At 51.5% G+C, this 16,798-nt stretch carries 21 protein-coding genes; all 21 read left to right on the plus strand.

From position 1 onward, the window contains the following. The first annotated feature begins 89 nt into the window (after window positions 1-89). The 21 genes from AC5JQH_RS22255 (at window position 90) to AC5JQH_RS22355 (ending at window position 16,746) form a co-directional block, all read left to right on the plus strand. Entirely contained in the window at window positions 90-479 is a 390-nt protein-coding gene (locus AC5JQH_RS22255; RefSeq protein WP_493806070.1) for a hypothetical protein, read from the plus strand. A 225-nt stretch (window positions 480-704) separates the two neighbouring features. After that, window positions 705-1,238 carry a hypothetical protein gene (locus AC5JQH_RS22260; protein ID WP_493806071.1) on the plus strand — a complete coding sequence of 178 codons (534 nt, stop codon included), beginning with the start codon at window positions 705-707 and terminating at the stop codon, window positions 1,236-1,238. Between the two features lie 3 nt (window positions 1,239-1,241). Beyond that, window positions 1,242-1,799, plus strand: a complete 558-nt coding sequence (locus AC5JQH_RS22265) for a hypothetical protein (RefSeq protein WP_493806072.1) — start codon at window positions 1,242-1,244, stop codon at window positions 1,797-1,799. Between the two features lie 205 nt (window positions 1,800-2,004). Next, on the plus strand, window positions 2,005-3,105 hold the full coding sequence (locus tag AC5JQH_RS22270) for a hypothetical protein (protein ID WP_493806073.1): 1,101 nt from the start codon (window positions 2,005-2,007) through the stop codon (window positions 3,103-3,105). Beyond that, on the plus strand, window positions 3,105-3,533 hold the full coding sequence (locus tag AC5JQH_RS22275) for a hypothetical protein (RefSeq protein ID WP_482901732.1): 429 nt from the start codon (window positions 3,105-3,107) through the stop codon (window positions 3,531-3,533). Before AC5JQH_RS22270 ends, AC5JQH_RS22275 begins: the two co-directional genes overlap by 1 nt. After that, a complete protein-coding gene (locus tag AC5JQH_RS22280) occupies window positions 3,530-3,964 on the plus strand; it encodes a hypothetical protein (protein ID WP_136630301.1) in 435 nt (144 codons plus the stop codon). The genes AC5JQH_RS22275 and AC5JQH_RS22280 overlap by 4 nt, the downstream gene beginning before the upstream one ends. 210 nt (window positions 3,965-4,174) lie before the next feature. After that, entirely contained in the window at window positions 4,175-4,492 is a 318-nt protein-coding gene (locus AC5JQH_RS22285; RefSeq protein WP_136630300.1) for a hypothetical protein, read from the plus strand. 14 nt (window positions 4,493-4,506) lie between these two features. Then, a complete protein-coding gene (locus AC5JQH_RS22290; protein ID WP_136630299.1) occupies window positions 4,507-4,719 on the plus strand; it encodes a hypothetical protein in 213 nt (70 codons plus the stop codon). Next, entirely contained in the window at window positions 4,716-5,210 is a 495-nt protein-coding gene (locus AC5JQH_RS22295) for a 3'-5' exonuclease (RefSeq protein WP_153637342.1), read from the plus strand. The genes AC5JQH_RS22290 and AC5JQH_RS22295 overlap by 4 nt, the downstream gene beginning before the upstream one ends. Before the next feature lie 179 nt (window positions 5,211-5,389). After that, window positions 5,390-5,908: a hypothetical protein gene (locus AC5JQH_RS22300; protein WP_136630297.1), complete on the plus strand. Its 519-nt coding sequence runs from the start codon at window positions 5,390-5,392 to the stop codon at window positions 5,906-5,908. A 186-nt stretch (window positions 5,909-6,094) separates the two neighbouring features. Next, window positions 6,095-6,247, plus strand: coding sequence for a hypothetical protein (locus AC5JQH_RS22305; RefSeq protein WP_493806074.1), 153 nt, complete (start codon window positions 6,095-6,097; stop codon window positions 6,245-6,247). Between the two features lie 58 nt (window positions 6,248-6,305). Next, complete coding sequence (locus tag AC5JQH_RS22310) at window positions 6,306-7,121, plus strand: hypothetical protein (RefSeq protein ID WP_493806075.1); 816 nt, start codon at window positions 6,306-6,308, stop codon at window positions 7,119-7,121. 86 nt (window positions 7,122-7,207) lie between these two features. Then, entirely contained in the window at window positions 7,208-8,425 is a 1,218-nt protein-coding gene (locus tag AC5JQH_RS22315; protein WP_493806076.1) for a tyrosine-type recombinase/integrase, read from the plus strand. After that, window positions 8,425-10,860, plus strand: coding sequence for a site-specific integrase (locus AC5JQH_RS22320; RefSeq protein ID WP_493806077.1), 2,436 nt, complete (start codon window positions 8,425-8,427; stop codon window positions 10,858-10,860). Before AC5JQH_RS22315 ends, AC5JQH_RS22320 begins: the two co-directional genes overlap by 1 nt. Continuing rightward, entirely contained in the window at window positions 10,857-11,900 is a 1,044-nt protein-coding gene (locus tag AC5JQH_RS22325; protein WP_493806078.1) for a hypothetical protein, read from the plus strand. The genes AC5JQH_RS22320 and AC5JQH_RS22325 overlap by 4 nt, the downstream gene beginning before the upstream one ends. A gap of 69 nt (window positions 11,901-11,969) precedes the next feature. Then, window positions 11,970-12,278 carry an IS66 family insertion sequence element accessory protein TnpA gene (tnpA, locus tag AC5JQH_RS22330; RefSeq protein ID WP_008169631.1) on the plus strand — a complete coding sequence of 103 codons (309 nt, stop codon included), beginning with the start codon at window positions 11,970-11,972 and terminating at the stop codon, window positions 12,276-12,278. Continuing rightward, on the plus strand, window positions 12,278-12,646 hold the full coding sequence (gene tnpB / locus AC5JQH_RS22335; RefSeq protein WP_008169629.1) for an IS66 family insertion sequence element accessory protein TnpB: 369 nt from the start codon (window positions 12,278-12,280) through the stop codon (window positions 12,644-12,646). The genes tnpA and tnpB overlap by 1 nt, the downstream gene beginning before the upstream one ends. Before the next feature lie 57 nt (window positions 12,647-12,703). Then, entirely contained in the window at window positions 12,704-14,347 is a 1,644-nt protein-coding gene (gene tnpC / locus AC5JQH_RS22340) for an IS66 family transposase (protein ID WP_248185957.1), read from the plus strand. Window positions 14,348-14,470: 123 nt separating this feature from the next. After that, entirely contained in the window at window positions 14,471-15,412 is a 942-nt protein-coding gene (locus tag AC5JQH_RS22345; RefSeq protein ID WP_493806079.1) for a hypothetical protein, read from the plus strand. Beyond that, window positions 15,413-15,898 carry a hypothetical protein gene (locus tag AC5JQH_RS22350; protein WP_493806080.1) on the plus strand — a complete coding sequence of 162 codons (486 nt, stop codon included), beginning with the start codon at window positions 15,413-15,415 and terminating at the stop codon, window positions 15,896-15,898. Further along, window positions 15,895-16,746 (plus strand): thymidylate synthase, encoded by an 852-nt coding sequence (locus tag AC5JQH_RS22355; protein ID WP_493806081.1) that lies wholly within the window; start codon window positions 15,895-15,897, stop codon window positions 16,744-16,746. The genes AC5JQH_RS22350 and AC5JQH_RS22355 overlap by 4 nt, the downstream gene beginning before the upstream one ends. Window positions 16,747-16,798 lie beyond the last annotated feature (52 nt).

The raw sequence follows: 16,798 nt of genomic DNA on the forward strand, positions 1-16,798 counted from the left end.
CTTTCAGCCGCTTTCTTTTATCCCCTCATGAGAAATTCGGGCTAAAGGCTGGCAGACTCCGGCAAGATGAGGACTGCCCTTATCTGTTCATGGACATGACCCAGCCGCACGGAGGCATTGAGGGTGCCTTCGCTCTTCTTAAGGCTGACCATCTTGGCGAATTATCGGACTACAACCCTGATCCTCACTATGTGAATCAGGCCTTCGGGCTGGCGGAAGACAACCGTATCAAGTTTTACACAGTGATTGAGGATTTCGAGGGCAATGACTTCCCGGTTGGCTATGCCGTAGGTGTATCTCGAGTGCCGGGGCAAGTGCCCGAGTTCAATCTCGACAGTACCGTCAGAAATAAGGAAGGAATCCTGAAAATCGCAAAGCGCCATAAATCGGGCCACTCCATGTCGATCACTCCAGAGATGTACCTTGGCAGACGCGAGCCGGAGCTGGCCGGAGACTTTGAAGACGATTGTCCTTTTTAGGACGAGCTGAACTCCAGGCTACACCTGTGACCCGATCGAGCCCGCATTGCGGGCTTTTTTATGTCTGGCGTTCCGCCAGTCGGGGCGCGGGGCGCCCTTATGTGTGCACTGAGGCCGGTTGGCTACGCCACGGCTGCGCCGTGAAACACCACCCAAGTTATACACCATGCAAGGTGTAATTTTGCTATACTGTTCACCGGTTAGGAAAACAGCAGGAGAACAGTGATGAATGAATCCGCGTCGATTATCGACCAGACGGCCTTTGGCATGGCCGCATCTGACCACCTCGCCTTCCTCGATGGCAGTGGCTTCGATAAAGAGCCGTATGCCGGCTATCTGGCATTTGAGAAATTCGCTAACGAAAACCCGGAAGCAACCGACTTTCCCGAAGATTTCTGCCCCTGGTCTCAGCATGAGGGCTTCTCTGCCCAGGAGATCCACTATTTCATCCAGTCACAGGCGGCCGTCCTGAAAAACACCTTCCACGACATCCTGAGCCTGACGAAACAGGGCATCGTGTCGGCCGCGATCAACGACGAGATCCCTCAGGACATGAATGACCTGAACCTTGAGGAAGCGGCAAACCGTGGACACCGCGAGTCTCAGATTGAAGCCTTGCAGAACGAGCTGAGCCAATTGCAGGCCATCAAAACGGACCACCGCAAGGTTCTTACCGATCTTCAGAAACGCCGTTATGAGGAGCTGGTCGGAAAGCTCCGCGATCGTGGCATTGAAATTCCTTTCAACGTGGAGCTCTGAATCATGAACAAGCGCATACTTTTTAATAATCGAGAAACCCATAGCCGGCTCAGAAACGGCCTTATCAAAACCATCGGCGTTGAAATCGCCGACCTGCGATATCCCAGCCTCCAGACCCGCACGGAGGAAGATGGCGTTCTCCAGATCCAGGCGGTCAACTCAAAAGAGAAGGTTGCCACCGGCTATGTGGAAATCCCCTTTCAGGAGTCGGTACTGCGCGGGCTGGCGGACCACTTCCTCAAGCTGGCTGCGGTGGCCTCAGGATCTGAAATTGACGTAAAGGCCGCTGGCCTGGAGCTGGTTGTCGACCACCAGATAAAGAGCCAGTCCATGGCTTACGAAGACTTTTTCGGAATGCTGGACGAAATGCTGGGGCAGTTTTTGAACGGTGAGGAAGCTGCTTCGCTTGCCGATCAGGGCATGGAAGCACAGCTCAAAGTCATAGTGACCCACGGCATGATCGATCGGCTTCTGGATAAGCTGGCAGAAGAAGGCATTTGGGATCGAAACGTCATCGACTCCATCTATGAGCAAGGCTGCCAGCGCCTCCAGGCAGCCTGATCCTTACCAACAGAAGCCCGCTCCGCGGGCTTTTGTGCCTGGCGTTCCGCCAGCCGGGGCGCGGGGCGCCCTTTTCTGTGCACTGAGGCCGGTGGGCTACGCCACGGCTGCGCCGCGAAAACCCGATTAAATACACCTTGCGTGGTGTATGTTGCATGGTAAAATGGCTTTCAGGTTAGGACAAATCAGAAAGCAGGAGAAAGACATGCAGTTACGCACCCGCGACGTTCAAGCCCTGATCAATGAGTTTGGCGGCAGCATTAGGGAAGAAAACGGGGATTACCCGGTCGATGATTGGGCCAGCATTGTGCTGAATGACGGCACCCGACTTGGTTATTGGGAGCACGTAGCCAGCGAGATGGATCAGAACTCGAGGGCTCATGGGTTGTCTACCATCAGCGTGCGCACCGCGGATGTAGAGGCACTAATGAAGCGTTGCGGTGGTTCCATTTGGGATGAGGACTCTCTGGTTCCCGTTCGTGACTGGAAAGCCGAAGTGAGAAGCGGTGAAACCCGCCTTGGTTATTGGGAGTACGCATTGCAGAACCGCCCTCGACCCTGGGTTCTGAAAAACAGCAACGATGTTCCTCCGACACACAGGTTCTGGAACGGCGGTTCCAGTGACTCCTATTTTTGGGGTGATATTCGATCAGCTCGCCGGGTTGCCAGCGATGAACTGAACGAGGTTATGAACAACCCCATTTTCTCGGGAATGCTGGGCCTCAACTGGATTCACGTTCCCCTTGCCGAGCTCATGAATTCAGCCGATCCAATCGACGCCATGACCGATGACCTCAAGGCCTTTGTCATGCGCGAAGGGCTTCCCCATTTATCCGCTGATGAATTGATTGTTCATGATGAGGTTAACGGCATCCAGCGTCTCTATCTGGAGCAATTTGTTGAGCAGTGGGAAGAGGCTATGGAAATGGATTCAACGACGGATACCGGTGATTCAGGCTTAAAGCCTGGTGCTCCAAAGATCTCCACGGTATATCTGGATTTGCGAGTTGATTACGAAATCAACGGTGAAAGCGTGGAAAATATGGCGAGCAACCTTCGGTCAGCAATCGAGCGCGAAATCGGAAACGGCGCTTTGACCGGTGAGACTATGGCCGAAGTGGATGAATACGCCATGGATGTCATTGACTCGCCTGCCGAACTTGAAGAGCTGGCGGTCAAACGCCTGATCAAGAACGGATATGACCCTTTGTTGGCCAAGGCTGTCGCCCGATATGGAATGATGCCCCCTTCTGACTTCATCGAATCCATTGCCGGCAGTGCTGCCGTACTCCGGAGGGACGCCTGATGTCTCGACAGATCCTTCCGAATGAGCTTGCTGAGATTGTCACCGGGCTCCTGGTGAAGCCGGAATTGCTTGGCCAATTTCCCGATGAAGAGCGTCACATCGAATTCATCCACCAAATCGGCAAAGTGGTCGCCGAATTTTGCGGCGGCCAGATTAACGGAGTTCACGCTCCAGACGGCAGTTTTTCCGGTCAGCCGTTCTGCGATGCTCCGCTGATGTCCGTTTGGCCAGATGACCGGCTGCCTGATTTACAGCACTGCGTTTGGGGTCCTTATGATCCTGAGGGCTGGGAAGGCGTCACTGCCGATACGATCGGCATTGAGCAGGCCGGCGAACCGCTCCCCATGAAACCCGGCGAGATCCGGAAAGCGCTTCAGTCTCTCCTCGCAGAAGCACACCGGGCGCAGGTCTCGGAGAGTCGAGCATGAACGAGACAATTCCGGCGTGGGAGTCTTTCCAAGGACGTCCCCGCCCTCACAAGGGCATGAAAGTGAAATTGTACAAGAACCTGAACCGCCAGCGACGCTTCTCCGTGGTTGCCATGGAGGGGGAGCATAAAGGCAAAGTGCTGGGTTACAGTCCCGCTGTTCAGGTGCGATCCGTGGAAATGAAGGTTTCGGAAGCCGGCCGGCAAACGGTGATTCGCAAAGGCGTCCGAAACGTGCACGCCCACTGCATCTGCCTCGTTGAAGATCTGGCTTCCGAGCTGCCATCGGACGTGAACACGGAGAAAGCAAAGCACATCACTTACCAACCATTTTTGCGCGGTCATTTTTGGGACCGCGATCATCCCGAACAGCCAATCTGGAAGCTCGACAGTGCCTGGGCCTATGGCCCGGATCTGATCTGCCCGGCTTAACCTTACAATCCCGTTATCTGGCTCGCATCTTGCGAGCTTTTTTGTGTCTGGCGTTCCGCCAGCCAGGGGCGCGAGCGCCCTTTTCTGTGCACTGAGGCCGGTTGGCTACGCCACGGCTGGCGCCGTGAAAATTCCACGCTGTACACCTTGAAAGGTGTCTGTGTTTTGCTAAACTATACACAGGTTAGGACTACGCAGGAGAAAGAGATCATGATTTCCAATGCAGCTACATCTGTAAACGACGCCATAGGCCGGTTTCTGGACTCCGATGAGGAGTTGCCGGCTTACCGGGTGACCGATGAACGCGACCGATACAACAACCCTGTTACTCGCCTCACAACTGGCTCCGCAGTAAACCGGATTGAGGGCATTTCTGTCTCTGCTTCCGAGTATCGGGACGGCTCCGGCGCGATCTGCTACGTGACCAGCGCTTCCCGTCCGGGCTTCCCAAGCCAGCACTTTAACGGTGCAACCTGGCAGGAAGCGTTCCGAAAAGGCGCAGCCTATCGTCGCCAGTTTCTTTCTTGATCCCGGGGACAACGATGGAATCAGCCAAATCACTCAACGTGCTCATTCGTGAGCTTGTCGCCAATACTGAGGCCATGGACAGCCTCAGCGGGAGCGATCGAAACTTCATCACCAACCTTCTGCAGGTTCAGGAGCGTAGTGGTAACAAGAAACTGACGCCCCGCCAGAAGAATCAAATCCGGGGAATCCTGAAGAATGCTCCGGGATTTCTGGAGGACACCCCATGAGTCTTGCCGTCATCGACACAGAGACAACCGGCCTTGATACAGAGCGGGACGAGATCCTTGAGATCGCCATTCTCGATGAAAACGGGGATGTGTTGCTGAACAGCCTGGTTCGACCGACCCGGCACACCGAGTGGCCAGCGGCCCAGCGAATTCACAACATTTCGCCAGAGGATGTTGCCAACGCTCCGACTCTGACGGATCTAGCCCAGCAGATCCACGATTCAGTGGACGGCCGCACCGTGGTCATCTACAACGCCGATTTCGATTCTGAGCTTCTGAAAGGCTACCTTGGTGGTGCCAAGGAAATCCGATGCTGCATGGAAGCCTACTCCTATCATCAGGAAACAATCACAGGTGAGCCCTGGCGCCGGCACAAGCTTGTTCAGGCGGCCTATGACGCGGATCACGATTGGGGCCAGGATGCGGCTCACCGGGCGATCCACGATGCCAGCGCCACCCTTACCGTCTGGAACTGGCTCGACCGCCAGTAGATTCACACCGGGAACCGTGAGGTTCCCGCCTCCTGGGCCTTTGGCCCTTTTGTGTGCACTAAGGCCGGTTGGCTACGCCACGGCTGCGCCGCGATTACTTTCCGATAATACACCTTGCATGGTGTTTTTTTGCTGGTAAAATGGCTTACAGGTTAGGTCATATACAGCAGGAGATTCTCATGTCAGGACAAAAGCTCGGACTCGAGTCAGCGCGAGTGATGGAAGCAGCCAATCTGCTTCTAACCAAGATCGGCCGGCGCCAGCAACTGGTCAGCTGCACCGGCTCGTACGAAAACGCATTCCAGTTCAAATCGGCCACCGGCAAGACCATCATCGTCCCGTGCTACCGCCGCAACGGCTGCCTGCTTGGGATTCGAAGCGTCTTGCAGCGCGTGAACGAGCGCCAGCGTTTTAGCTGGCTGATCAACGGCCAGGCCGATCGAAACATGCAGGAGCTGGCGTTCTTCGGAGAGACGGCCATCATCCAGTTCAGCCGTGACGAAGTTGTTTCTCTGCAGTATGACCAAGCAGTGGCGTTCAAGATCCCCCAGCCTATGGAGGATGCCGAACGCCGTACCGCTGTCATTGAGGCAGACGAGAACACCCCGCCGTTTCCGGAGATCACCAATCTGGTTATTCGGGATATGCGGGACCATCCGGTCGAATTTCCTCTCAAAACCATCTCAAGGGCCGCATAACCCGGTCCTCCCCATGCCTGGCGTTCCGCCAGCCTGGGGCTTCGCCCCTTTTCGTGTGCACAAAGGCCGGTTGGCTACGCCACGGCTGCCGCCGTGAAATTCCCTATTTATACACCTTGCATGGTGTACGCATTCTGGTAGAATAATCACATGAATCGCTGAAGCCACAACCCAAAGGAGGACGTCATGGCCAAGCAAAAAACCGCCACCCAAGAATCCGCTGTAAAGCGGGATCTGCGCAGCCCGAAGTATCGGATGCGCGTGGTCAAGGACAAGAACAAATACGACCGCAAGCGCGTGAAGCGGTCAGGCATGGAGAGCTATCAAAAAGCAGCGTAATCGTTGTTTTCTGATAGCTCTTCAAGGCAAGACTAGGTTAGGACAGGCAGGAGAGAACATGCATACGCACGCAATCGCAGACTTTCACGTTCCCAGTGTGGTCACCAAGAACCTGAAGATGAACATGGTTTCAGGACGGAGCACCCCGAAGGTACGGGTATCGTCCAACTTCCTCCCTCTGATGGGCTTTGATGAGGGACAGCGCATTATCACCACCCCATCGCTTGATGGTGGCTTTATCGTGCGCCCAAGCGACCAGGGGGACCACAAGATCTATAGTCGCCGCTACAACCGGGCCCGGACAAACAAGCCATTTGAGGCTGTCATGGAATTTGCCAATAAGCAGTTGATGCGGACCTTTCCGCCGGCCTGCGAGAGATTCCATGTGAAAATGCGCCACGGCGACATCAAAATCAGTCCCATCCCCAATAGGACCGCTGCGATTATTCGCCGCCTCTCCGGTCACAACCCGCTCAATGCGCTGGCGGCCATGACCGGTGGTGTCGACATTCACGCAATGGAGTCGGTTGGCATGAAGGTGGACGCCGTGATCGAGTATCGCCCGGACGAAGCCCGGGATGTGACTGCCGGCCGGTCCCTCTCGGAAATCAATGCCCTCAATACCCTGAGGAACGGCACCCCCAGAATCCTGATGAACGAGGACATTTACCAACTGGACCCGCGCATGCTGCGCAAGCTGGCGGATGAGGGCGACCCGATCTCCATTTTCTCAGCTGGAATCCAGTGTGATGACCACAGCCGGGCCAAAGGCGCCAAGGCGAAAGCCAAGAGCGTTGAGGATCTTTCCACCACCGTCGACATGATCTATTTAGACGAACAAGAGAAAGATGCACAATATATGGTAGCTGCGTAACGCTCACCAAATCCACTCCTGTTTATTTCCGACAATTGTATTTTGCACAACGCGTAGCTATCATCTTTGTTAAGATGGGGGAGCTTGTGCAGATATTCATTGCTAACAAACAAAATTTATCTAAAAGTCAGATCGATGGATTGAGTCTAGGTTCGCAGACCGTCTCAGGTGCTCTGGTTTTGGATGATGATGAAAAAGTTGTTAGGTATCCTTCCAATTGGTTGTCTACGCTTCTTGATCTACAGGAAATCTCATATAAATCCGCCGAGACTTACGGGCGAAATACGATCTATTTCCTCAAATTTTTGATTGAGAGGCCCGAATACGTCGGATTAACTCCTGATGAAATTCTTCTCCGAGTAAATCGGTCGGTTCTTGAGGACTGGATCATCAGACAGCAGGATTCGGGGTTGTTAGATCGATCAACGATCCGAAATCGCGAAAGTTCAGTGCGGTCTCTATATGATTTTCTTTCTGACAATGAACGGCAAGATTCTGTACTGGAAAAGAGCCCTTTCCCCAAAAAATACATTAGCGCTCAACCACATAAGAAGCAGGTTGTCAGTGCTTCTTTAATTGATCTCCTCGCGCTGATGTATGAATGTCGCTACGAGAGAGATCGGTTGCTTCTCCAGTTTATGTACGACGCTGGTGTCAGAATTAGCGAGGTAGAGCGAATTACCTTTGGGGACATCCAAAAGGCTATAAGATTTACGAACTCGGCCTTTGTGAACTCAGAGAAAGTTGATGTGCCTGTTTGTCCTGGCTATGCGCCCGTGCTCATACGTGGCGCAAAGGGCCGGGGGGGCGCGGTGAAAGAGCGGTTTGCCGTAGTTACGACGGCGACTTTGAGGAGAATCGCTTCGTACCACTCGACTCCACTATATAAACGGTATCAGCAGAAATACCGTAATCGAAACAATTTTCCTGCCTTCCTAAACACGGAAGGCAACCCTTACAACGAAGACTCCTTGGCGAAAATGATAGAGCGGCGCTCAGACAAAGCTCTTAAAAAGGGGCGTATTTCGAAAACGATCCATGCACATCTTTTCCGACACGCATCAGCTTATTTGACGTTGGAAGACCCCGATCTTGGTGAGGATTTTCTTGATCGCTTGGTGAATGTCCAGAAGACGCTTGGTCATTCTTCGATTACGACCACTGAGCGTTATACAAGCATTCCCCACGACATATACAACTCCATTGCAGATTCTGAACTCGGCGCGCTGAGGACCAAAATCGACAAGATGGAAAAGGTTGTTGAACAGACCAAGCTCAGAATCAAGCCGGGGGACAGGAAGTGATGGAATTGAAGAGCCGCAAAAATAAGGACTTATGCCGAAGGCTTGTTCAGGAGTGGATAGGAGAAGCCTCCAAAGATCCTGGCATGCTCTACCAGGTGAAGTTGACCGACCGGGGGAATACGGAAGTTCCGATTGTTAGCAGTGGGGATTTAGGGGTCAAGATTGGTCTTTCGCGCAGGCAAGCTGTCCGGGTATTGCCCAGCATCTGTCAGGGCGAATTGAATCAAATTCTTGAGATGATGCGCTCTGAAGGCCTAATTACCCAGGGTGCCACTGCTCAGAATATGAATCATATAAACAAACTTAAGCTATTTTTATTGAGGGCTAAAAAGAATCCGGTCCTGCTAGAAAGAATCCCAATGCACGGGAGAAAAATTCAGGTTACGAGATTTATCCACGAGTTTCCTGAGTACGAATTTCCAACGATTTTCACAAAGTCTGCCTTTAACCGATCGTCAAGGGTTTCATACGAGTATTTTCACAGTGTGTTTGCGCCGGAAGTTGTTAGTGAGCTCAAAAAGGCTGGTCTTTGCGATGAAATATTAACAGCCTCAAATAGAAAACCGCGTTCTGAGTCAGCAAATAATACTTTTAAGGAAACTAGGGATGGCATCGATATCTCTTCAGTTTCCGAGTTCGAGTCTCTTTGCAAAAAGCCTTTTGATTCGGTTTATTTCTTGTTCGCACTTGGTGCGCGAGGTGTATCGTCTTTGTCAGCGATAGAACAATACAGGACAACCGCGCAGTTCGTAGAAAGCTTCTTGAGATCTCAAGGTATGGATGGCTCTGAAACTATCCGAGAGGTATTGAGTGATTATCTTGCAGTGAAGTTTCGAGCCTATCTGGAAGATTTAATTGCTGCAAAAGACATCTCTCCAACCTACGGCTCGACACAAGTTTCGAATCTTCTGATGTCGCTTCAACGCTTCTCTGAGCTGGTCGGGGCGGAACATTTCGATTTTATAAAAGCTTCTGGCTTCAAGGTGAAGGGGAGGACAACTGAGAAATACCAGCCTTACTCTCGATCGGAACGCGAAGTTATCGCCGATGCCTTGGAAAAAGATATGCGGCGAGTATGGGAGCAATATTCTAGCGTTTACGAACCCACACAGAGTGGTCAAACCTTTGTGGTTGAAACGAAAAGTGGACTCCAGATCGACGGAAGCCTTTGCACGAAAGAAAACTTGCGTTGGTTTTTCGATCACAAACTTGAGAGTAAGCCATTCCGTCTAAGTGAACTTGTAGGGAGTGAGGCCCAATCAAACGAGAAGCTTTTCCGGTCAGGCTTTGAGCAATACCGGTGGCGTTATTCTGATGAGCAAATGACTTTGTCGCAGCTTTACGACTCCTGGGGAGTTCCAAGGAATCCGTACCGAGAAGATATTTTTGCTTTTTACATGCGCCTAGTCCAAGTCACAGGCATGAACCCCATGTCCGCTTTGGACTTAGAGGTCGATTCATTCGAGCCAAAGCATCCGGCGACACTGAAGCCATGCTTGCGTTATTGGAAAGAACGGAGCAGTGGAGCGAAGGAAATGCACCTTGATATCTTTCGCTCTGAGATAACGTGGCTCTCAGCGTCTCAAGCATCCAAAATTTCTGAAATTATTGAAAGAGTAAAAGCTCTCACAAAAAATCTGAGAGATAGCCTGCCTGAAGATCACGAGAACAAAAAAATATTGTTTATAGCCGAAGCAAGACCGCCACAGGCCCTTGGCACGGTGCTTCGTTTCTACTCCTCTAGCTACGACGAGTATCGAAAAATTTTCGAAAAGAGAAATATCAGTGAGCTCACAGACTCTGATACGGGCGAGATGGTTTCAATTGTTGCTACGCGCTTCCGAGCCTCTATGGTCAGCGAGATGATTGAAGCAGGAGTGTCTGTGCGCGAAATTCAATTAATGATGGGGCACTCTTCGATTAAAACTACTCTCAGCTACTTGGATCGAATGGATTTCAATAAACAGTCTCGCCGAACGATTCTCGAAAAGCTGGAGATGATTTATAGCAACGCCTGGGTTCCTCGGGAGAAGGCTAAATTGCCTGAGAGAGAAAAGGCTCATGGGGAGGTTATTTTTAAGACTCCTTTGGGAGGGTGTGCGAATATCTTTAATCCGCCGGAATTCATAAAAAATTCAGCTAGTTATGATGGTGGTGCATGCTCGAACTTTAACAAGTGCTTGAGTTGTGAAAATGTGATCATCACTACTTCCCACCTTCCAGATCTTTTTGCCTTGCTGCGCGACTACCGAGTTGCTTGGGAAAACGGAAGCGTTGCAGCAACGCCATACGGCTCAGTCATTCGTGAGAATATTGAAATCCTAGAACTGATTCTGGGATACGAGTCGGAGTTCCAGAAAAGCGAATTGGAAAAGGCCGAACGGCTCTCCAGGTACATTGATTCTGCGGTGATGATAGATGGGGCGGCTGTATGAATATTGGGAATGTATTTGAAAGTTTAAGGCAGTACCGCCAAATATCCTCTGCGCTCCTCATGCTGAGTTTGAAGGGACAGAAGGCTAATAGTGCTTCGGAATCGAAAGAGGTCAAGGCTCTACTTGAGATATTGAACCTGAAAGTATCTCGTTCCTCAATTTTTTCAGACAAAGTTTGGCATTTCGAGGAAGCCCAAGAAAAGTCCGCAAAATCAATATCAAAGGATAGGTTTAAGTTCAATTTTGATGATTACCCAAACATTCCTGAGCCCATCATTTTTGAGTTAAAAATGGTTATTTTGATGGTCTCTCTGCTTCCACGCTCTGAACTCCAAAGGATTGAGAAAAAGAACACAACGTTCAAAATTCAGTCCCTCACGAGCATGTTCAAGGCTGCCCTTAGGTATCTTGATCACATCTTTTCTTCTTTGATTGATGCTTTTGGTGCTGATGTTGTGAACGATAACTTCCAATCGTTGCAGAATCTGAAAAGGACTCACTTTGTTGAGTATTCCGAGGGTTTTGAGATCACAAGCCAAACTGCAGCTCTGATTGAGCGAGCTTTTGGTTTTTTTCATGCTAAGCGTATTCGCGAATATGTTTTTGCTAAAAAGCTCGTTCTACCCAGGTTAGCCCAGACAAAAGCAGTAGTTTCTGAGTCTACGAAGCGAGACCGCGACAAGGTTTTACCAGGTGAAGTCTTTGAAAAAGTATCTGCAATTTCGGGCTATGTTATTACTGATTTTCTGACGAAGCTTGGAGTCGAAGTTACAGACAAAACTGCACTAAAGATGAGGCAGAATTTTCCGTTCGAAGTTGAAGATCTGGGGTTGCTAGATGTTGATTGGGGTGTCATAGATACCTACGCAATGAATAGGTTGTTAGGCCGAGGTTATCCCTACGATGAAGCACTTAAGTATCTAAACGATGTTTCAAACTTGTTGACTAAAGGTCAGCAAGTTGTAGCGATGCGCGGGGCTTTAAACCAGCGTTTCGAAGCTAGAAATGGATCCGCTCTCGTTCAAGGTAAGCGCCAATAAATCCGCACCTGTGGCTGGCAACTGAATTTCGCCACACTGATTCCTGCTTTCAAATGAAGGAGGAATCCGATGACCACCCCTGATTTACATCAGTTCTGGCAACAGACGCTATCGGACTGGCAGGCCTCGGGCCTGTCCGGTGCCGCCTACTGCAAACAAGAGTCCCTTGTTTACCACCGGTTTGTCTACTGGCGGCAGAAGCTGACTGGCCGCGAGGAGCCCAGCAAGCCGGTTCAAACTCGATCCGGATTCGCCCGCGTGGCACCGGTTGCGAATGCCGGAGCCGGTCTGACCGTGTCACTGCCCGGCGGCGTATCAATCACCGGCCTGCACGCTGGCAACATTGAGTTGCTGGGCGCGGTGCTGAGGCAGATGTGATGCGTCACCGCTATCTGCGTCCCTCCTGGGATCTGCCGGAGATCTATCTGTACCGAAAGCCGATCGACTTCCGCAAGCAGGCCAACGGCCTAGCCCTGTTGGTGGAACAGGAACTGGGGCACAGCCCGTTCTCTGGAGCGCTTTATGCCTTCACCAACCGGCAGCGGAACAAGATCAAATGCCTGATGTGGGAAGACAACGGCTTTGTGCTCTATTACAAAGCTCTGGCTGAAGAAAAGTTCAAATGGCCAGGACCCGCGGATGACTTGATGTCGCTGACCGGTGAGCAGATCAACTGGCTGCTGGACGGCTACGACATCACGCTGTTGAGAGGCCATAAAACCCTGCATTATGAGAGCGTTGGATAGTGCTTTTAGTAGCACTTTTTTGGTGTGCCAGGACGTTGTTTTTGCTATAATTTCGCCATGAAATCAACGCCTGATAACGCCTCTTCAACTCCCGATTTCAGCGGTCTCTCCACCGCTGAAATGATGTCTGTTATCAGCAATCTGCAAGCACAGCTGGCCGCTAAAGAAGACGCCCTCCAGAACCAACAAGTTCAACTGAAACAGCACGACGAGACCCTCCAGCGTCGCGACAACTATATCGCCATCCTCGAAGAACTGCTGCGTCACAAGAAGATCCAGCAGTTCGCGGCCAGCAGTGAAAAGCAGCCCAACCAGATCCTGCTGTTCGATGAAGCGGAGCTGGAAATCGAGATTGATGAACTGCGCGAGGAGCTGCCCGAGGATGTCGAAGAGGCCGACGCTCCTCGTCGTTCCCGCAAGCGTCGTCAGCGTGGCTTCTCTGATACGCTACTGCGCGAGCGCATTGAACTGACCCTCAGCGACGAAGAGAAAGCCGGTGCCACCAAGACCTTCTTCACCAAGGTGAAAGAAGAGCTTGAATATATCCCGGCCCAACTGAAAGTGCTGGAGTACTGGCAGGAAAAGGCGGTGTTCGAGCAGGACGGCGAAGAACGGATTGTTGCGGCTGCTCGGCCAGCACACCCGCTGGGTAAGTGCATCGCCACCCCATCACTGCTGGCCTGCCTCATTACCTCCAAGTATGCCGACGGCCTGCCGTTGTACCGGCAGGAACAGATGTTCCAGCGCCTGGGGCATGAAGTGAGTCGCACCAGCATGGCTCACTGGATCATCCGGTTGAATGACGTCTTCCAACCGCTGATCAACCTGATGCGGGAAACCCAGAACGGCAGTGATTACCTGCAAGCCGATGAAACCCGGATCCAGGTGCTCAAGGAAGACGGCAAATCGGTTCACTCCGACAAATGGATGTGGGTCACCCGGGGTGGCCCACCGGGACAACCCTCTGTTCTGTTCGAGTACGACCCATCGCGAGGTGGCAAAGTGCCGGTGCGCCTGCTGGATGACTTCCAGGGCATTCTGCAAGCCGATGGCTATTCCGGCTACGGTCAGGTCTGTGCCGCGAACAAGCTGACCCGAATCGGATGTTGGGACCACGCGAGACGTAAATACGTGGAAGCGGCCCGGGCTGCGCCGGCCAAAGGCAAAAAAGGCCCACCCTCAAAAGCGGATGTGGCCCTGAGCCACATCCGCAAACTGTACGCCATTGAAAAGGCCGCCCGAGATCTGAGCGATGAAGAGCGCTATCAGTTACGTCAGGAAAAGAGTCTGCCATTGCTCAACACCTTCAAAGCCTGGCTGGAGAAAAATGCCCCCCAGGTGATGAAAGGCCTGCTCACCCGTAAGGCCATGGACTACACCCTGAACCAGTGGGACACTCTGGTTGGTTACTGCGAACGCGGTGACCTGAACATCAGCAATGCCGGTGCCGAGAACGCTATTCGCCCGTTTGCCCTCGGCAGAAAGGCCTGGCTCTTCGCCGATACCTCACAAGGGGCGAAAGCCAGCGCCACCTGCTATTCGCTCATAGAAACCGCCAAGGCCAATGGCCTGGAGCCCTCCGCTTATATCCACCATGTGCTGGAGCGCATTGCTGGGGCCGATACACTGGAGAAGCTTGAAGCCTTGCTGCCCTGGAATGCCGAGTTGCCGGCTTTGAAAAAAGTGGCTCAATACGATTAGGGCAAGTGGGTCGATTTAACGGCGCTTACCGTTCAAGACTATCTGGCTCTGGTCTATCGATCAGCGCTCTACATCGTTGCTCAATACACGGGGATGCGTCCATCGGAGCTATTCGGAATTAGATTGGACAAGCCTCTTGAAGAGTCCTTCGGCGTTCCTTGCATCGTGTCGCATGTAAAAAAACACCAAGAGTATGAACGATCGCTGTTCGACGATAAATGGGTTTGCATACCCGCAATGGTTGATGCCTTAAACGCGGCGAAGGTCATTTCACGCATCAGAGTAAATCCCTATCTGCTTTCAAAAGACAGGACAACAGCTTTCGGTGACGAGCCATCTCATTACTCTGCAAACGGACTGAAAACCCCACTACAGCTGCATTTTCAGCAAATTGTTCCCGAGGACTATGAAGAGATTGAGGTCTACCCCTATCTTCTGCGACACACTCTTGCATACCAGCTTTTCAGGGCCGACTTAGGACTTCCGTTTATCAGTCACCAGCTCAAGCATTTCGGGAATCTCGTGGGTGCGTTTAGTACAGCATCGAATAAAGGCTTTTCCGTAAACACCCTGAGCTACGGTGAGATCGGCGAGCAGTTGAGTGGATCTGGGAGGGCGAGAAATCTTCGCCACAAGGCAGAAGTTGATGCTGTGCGAGCCGCTTTCGATCCGGATGCAGCCTATGCAGGAGTAAATGGTGAAGACCACAAAAATAGAATGAGAAGAGTTTTTGAGGGCTACCAGGCATCTGGCTTCACTAAAGAGGAGATTTTTGAGGCTATGGCAGAGCAAGGTATGGCAATCGCAAACGTTGGGACCGGGATGTGTTACGGGGGTAAAACCGAAGATTTCGATGAAAGCCTTCCTTGTATTGGCGGGCTTCGATGCAATCCCGTCCGATGCTCAAATGCTGTCGTCACGGAGGCGCACATTCCGAAGTGGCGTGAGGTGTATTTCGAGAACATGAGAGTCGTTGAAAGTGGAAGTGAAGATGTCTCCACAGAACACGCTCTGGAGGCAGCCAATGAAGCTCGAATGGTTTTACAGTCTTTAGGGGCATTTTGAATGACCGAATTACCATTCGATCAGCGGAACCAGGAAGACTTTGAGGATGTCACTGAGCGGATCAACGAGGCTCTTTTGGAAATTGCGTCCGATTCGAAAGTTAAAGCGACCATTACTGAATTGGCGAAAAGAGCAAAAGTACATCGAAATACCATCAGGAACCGAGAGTGGCCCTTGGATCGGCTAAACGCGATTAAGTTAGATCGAAAGTCGGCGGTCGAGAAAAGGGCAGATCAGAATGAGCCTAAGCCCGTCGATGTTCTTGCTGAAAGGCTTGAAAAGTCACATCAAGAGATCCTCTATTGGTATAAAGAATATAAAGGTATGAAAGGCATGTACGAAGGTGCGAGTGAAAGCGTTACGTTTTTAGCAAAATCGAAAGAAAGCCTAAAAGCGAAAGTGAAGACCTTAGAGCAAGAGCTGCAGAACTTGAGAGATGAGTACGAGCGAGTCCGCGACCTTTTGAATACGGTGAGAGAGAAATGAGACAGTATTTGGACCTATGCCAACGAATCATTGACGACGGTGTGTGGGTTGAAAATAGACGCACCGGCAAGCGTTGCTTAACCGTGATAAACGCAGACATGGAATATGATGTCGCTAGCAATCTGTTCCCGCTGATTACGACTAGAAAGAGTTTCTGGAAGGGCGCTGTTGCTGAACTGCTGGGTTATCTCAGAGGTTATGATAACGCAGCTCAATTTCGAGCCATCGGCTGTAATACGTGGAATGCGAATGCCAACGAAAATGAGGCTTGGCTAAATAATCCAGCTCGTAAGGGTGAGGATGATATGGGCCGGGTTTACGGCGTGCAGGGGCGAAGCTGGCAGACCCCGGATGGCAAGCACATAGATCAGTTAAAAAAGGTTGTCGATGACTTGTCAAAAGGGATCGATGATAGGGGGGAAATCGTCACATTTTATAACCCCGGCGAATTCCATCTTGGATGCCTGCGCCCATGCATGCATACACACAATTTTTCTTTGCTCGGGGATAGGCTCTATTTAACATCAACACAGCGATCGTGTGATGTGCCGCTGGGCCTTAACTTCAATCAGGTTCAGGTATTCTGCCTTTTGGCGTTAATAGCGCAAATCACAGGTAATAAACCAGGCAAGGCATTTCACAAGATTGTTAACGCGCACATCTATGAAGACCAGTTAGAGCTCATGCGCGATGTTCAGCTGAAGCGCGAGCCTTTTCCATCGCCTCAATTCCATATCAATCCGGACATCAAGACTCTTGAAGACATTGAGACGTGGGTGACCGTTGATGATTTTGAAGTAACCGGCTACCAACATCATGGGCCTATCAAGTATCCCTTCTCGGTGTAAATTGGTCTGGCCAGGTGGGACGCCTTTTGGGGTGAAAATGAAGAACGCTATG

Source organism: Marinobacter sp. H13 (assembly GCF_059072335.1).

Bases quoted from the DNA above. Each gene is read 5' to 3' on its own strand.
- tnpA (WP_008169631.1), top strand. From the start codon at position 11,970: ATGACCACCCCTGATTTACATCAGTTCTGGCAACAGACGCTATCGGAC.
- AC5JQH_RS22320 (WP_493806077.1), top strand. From the start codon at position 8,425: ATGGAATTGAAGAGCCGCAAAAATAAGGACTTATGCCGAAGGCTTGTT.
- AC5JQH_RS22285 (WP_136630300.1), top strand. From the start codon at position 4,175: ATGATTTCCAATGCAGCTACATCTGTAAACGACGCCATAGGCCGGTTT.
- AC5JQH_RS22325 (WP_493806078.1), top strand. From the start codon at position 10,857: ATGAATATTGGGAATGTATTTGAAAGTTTAAGGCAGTACCGCCAAATA.
- AC5JQH_RS22300 (WP_136630297.1), top strand. From the start codon at position 5,390: ATGTCAGGACAAAAGCTCGGACTCGAGTCAGCGCGAGTGATGGAAGCA.
- AC5JQH_RS22350 (WP_493806080.1), top strand. From the start codon at position 15,413: ATGACCGAATTACCATTCGATCAGCGGAACCAGGAAGACTTTGAGGAT.
- tnpB (WP_008169629.1), top strand. From the start codon at position 12,278: ATGCGTCACCGCTATCTGCGTCCCTCCTGGGATCTGCCGGAGATCTAT.
- AC5JQH_RS22260 (WP_493806071.1), top strand. From the start codon at position 705: ATGAATGAATCCGCGTCGATTATCGACCAGACGGCCTTTGGCATGGCC.
- AC5JQH_RS22295 (WP_153637342.1), top strand. From the start codon at position 4,716: ATGAGTCTTGCCGTCATCGACACAGAGACAACCGGCCTTGATACAGAG.
- AC5JQH_RS22310 (WP_493806075.1), top strand. From the start codon at position 6,306: ATGCATACGCACGCAATCGCAGACTTTCACGTTCCCAGTGTGGTCACC.
- AC5JQH_RS22265 (WP_493806072.1), top strand. From the start codon at position 1,242: ATGAACAAGCGCATACTTTTTAATAATCGAGAAACCCATAGCCGGCTC.
- tnpC (WP_248185957.1), top strand. From the start codon at position 12,704: ATGAAATCAACGCCTGATAACGCCTCTTCAACTCCCGATTTCAGCGGT.
- AC5JQH_RS22305 (WP_493806074.1), top strand. From the start codon at position 6,095: ATGGCCAAGCAAAAAACCGCCACCCAAGAATCCGCTGTAAAGCGGGAT.
- AC5JQH_RS22270 (WP_493806073.1), top strand. From the start codon at position 2,005: ATGCAGTTACGCACCCGCGACGTTCAAGCCCTGATCAATGAGTTTGGC.
- AC5JQH_RS22355 (WP_493806081.1), top strand. From the start codon at position 15,895: ATGAGACAGTATTTGGACCTATGCCAACGAATCATTGACGACGGTGTG.
- AC5JQH_RS22290 (WP_136630299.1), top strand. From the start codon at position 4,507: ATGGAATCAGCCAAATCACTCAACGTGCTCATTCGTGAGCTTGTCGCC.
- AC5JQH_RS22280 (WP_136630301.1), top strand. From the start codon at position 3,530: ATGAACGAGACAATTCCGGCGTGGGAGTCTTTCCAAGGACGTCCCCGC.
- AC5JQH_RS22255 (WP_493806070.1), top strand. From the start codon at position 90: ATGGACATGACCCAGCCGCACGGAGGCATTGAGGGTGCCTTCGCTCTT.
- AC5JQH_RS22275 (WP_482901732.1), top strand. From the start codon at position 3,105: ATGTCTCGACAGATCCTTCCGAATGAGCTTGCTGAGATTGTCACCGGG.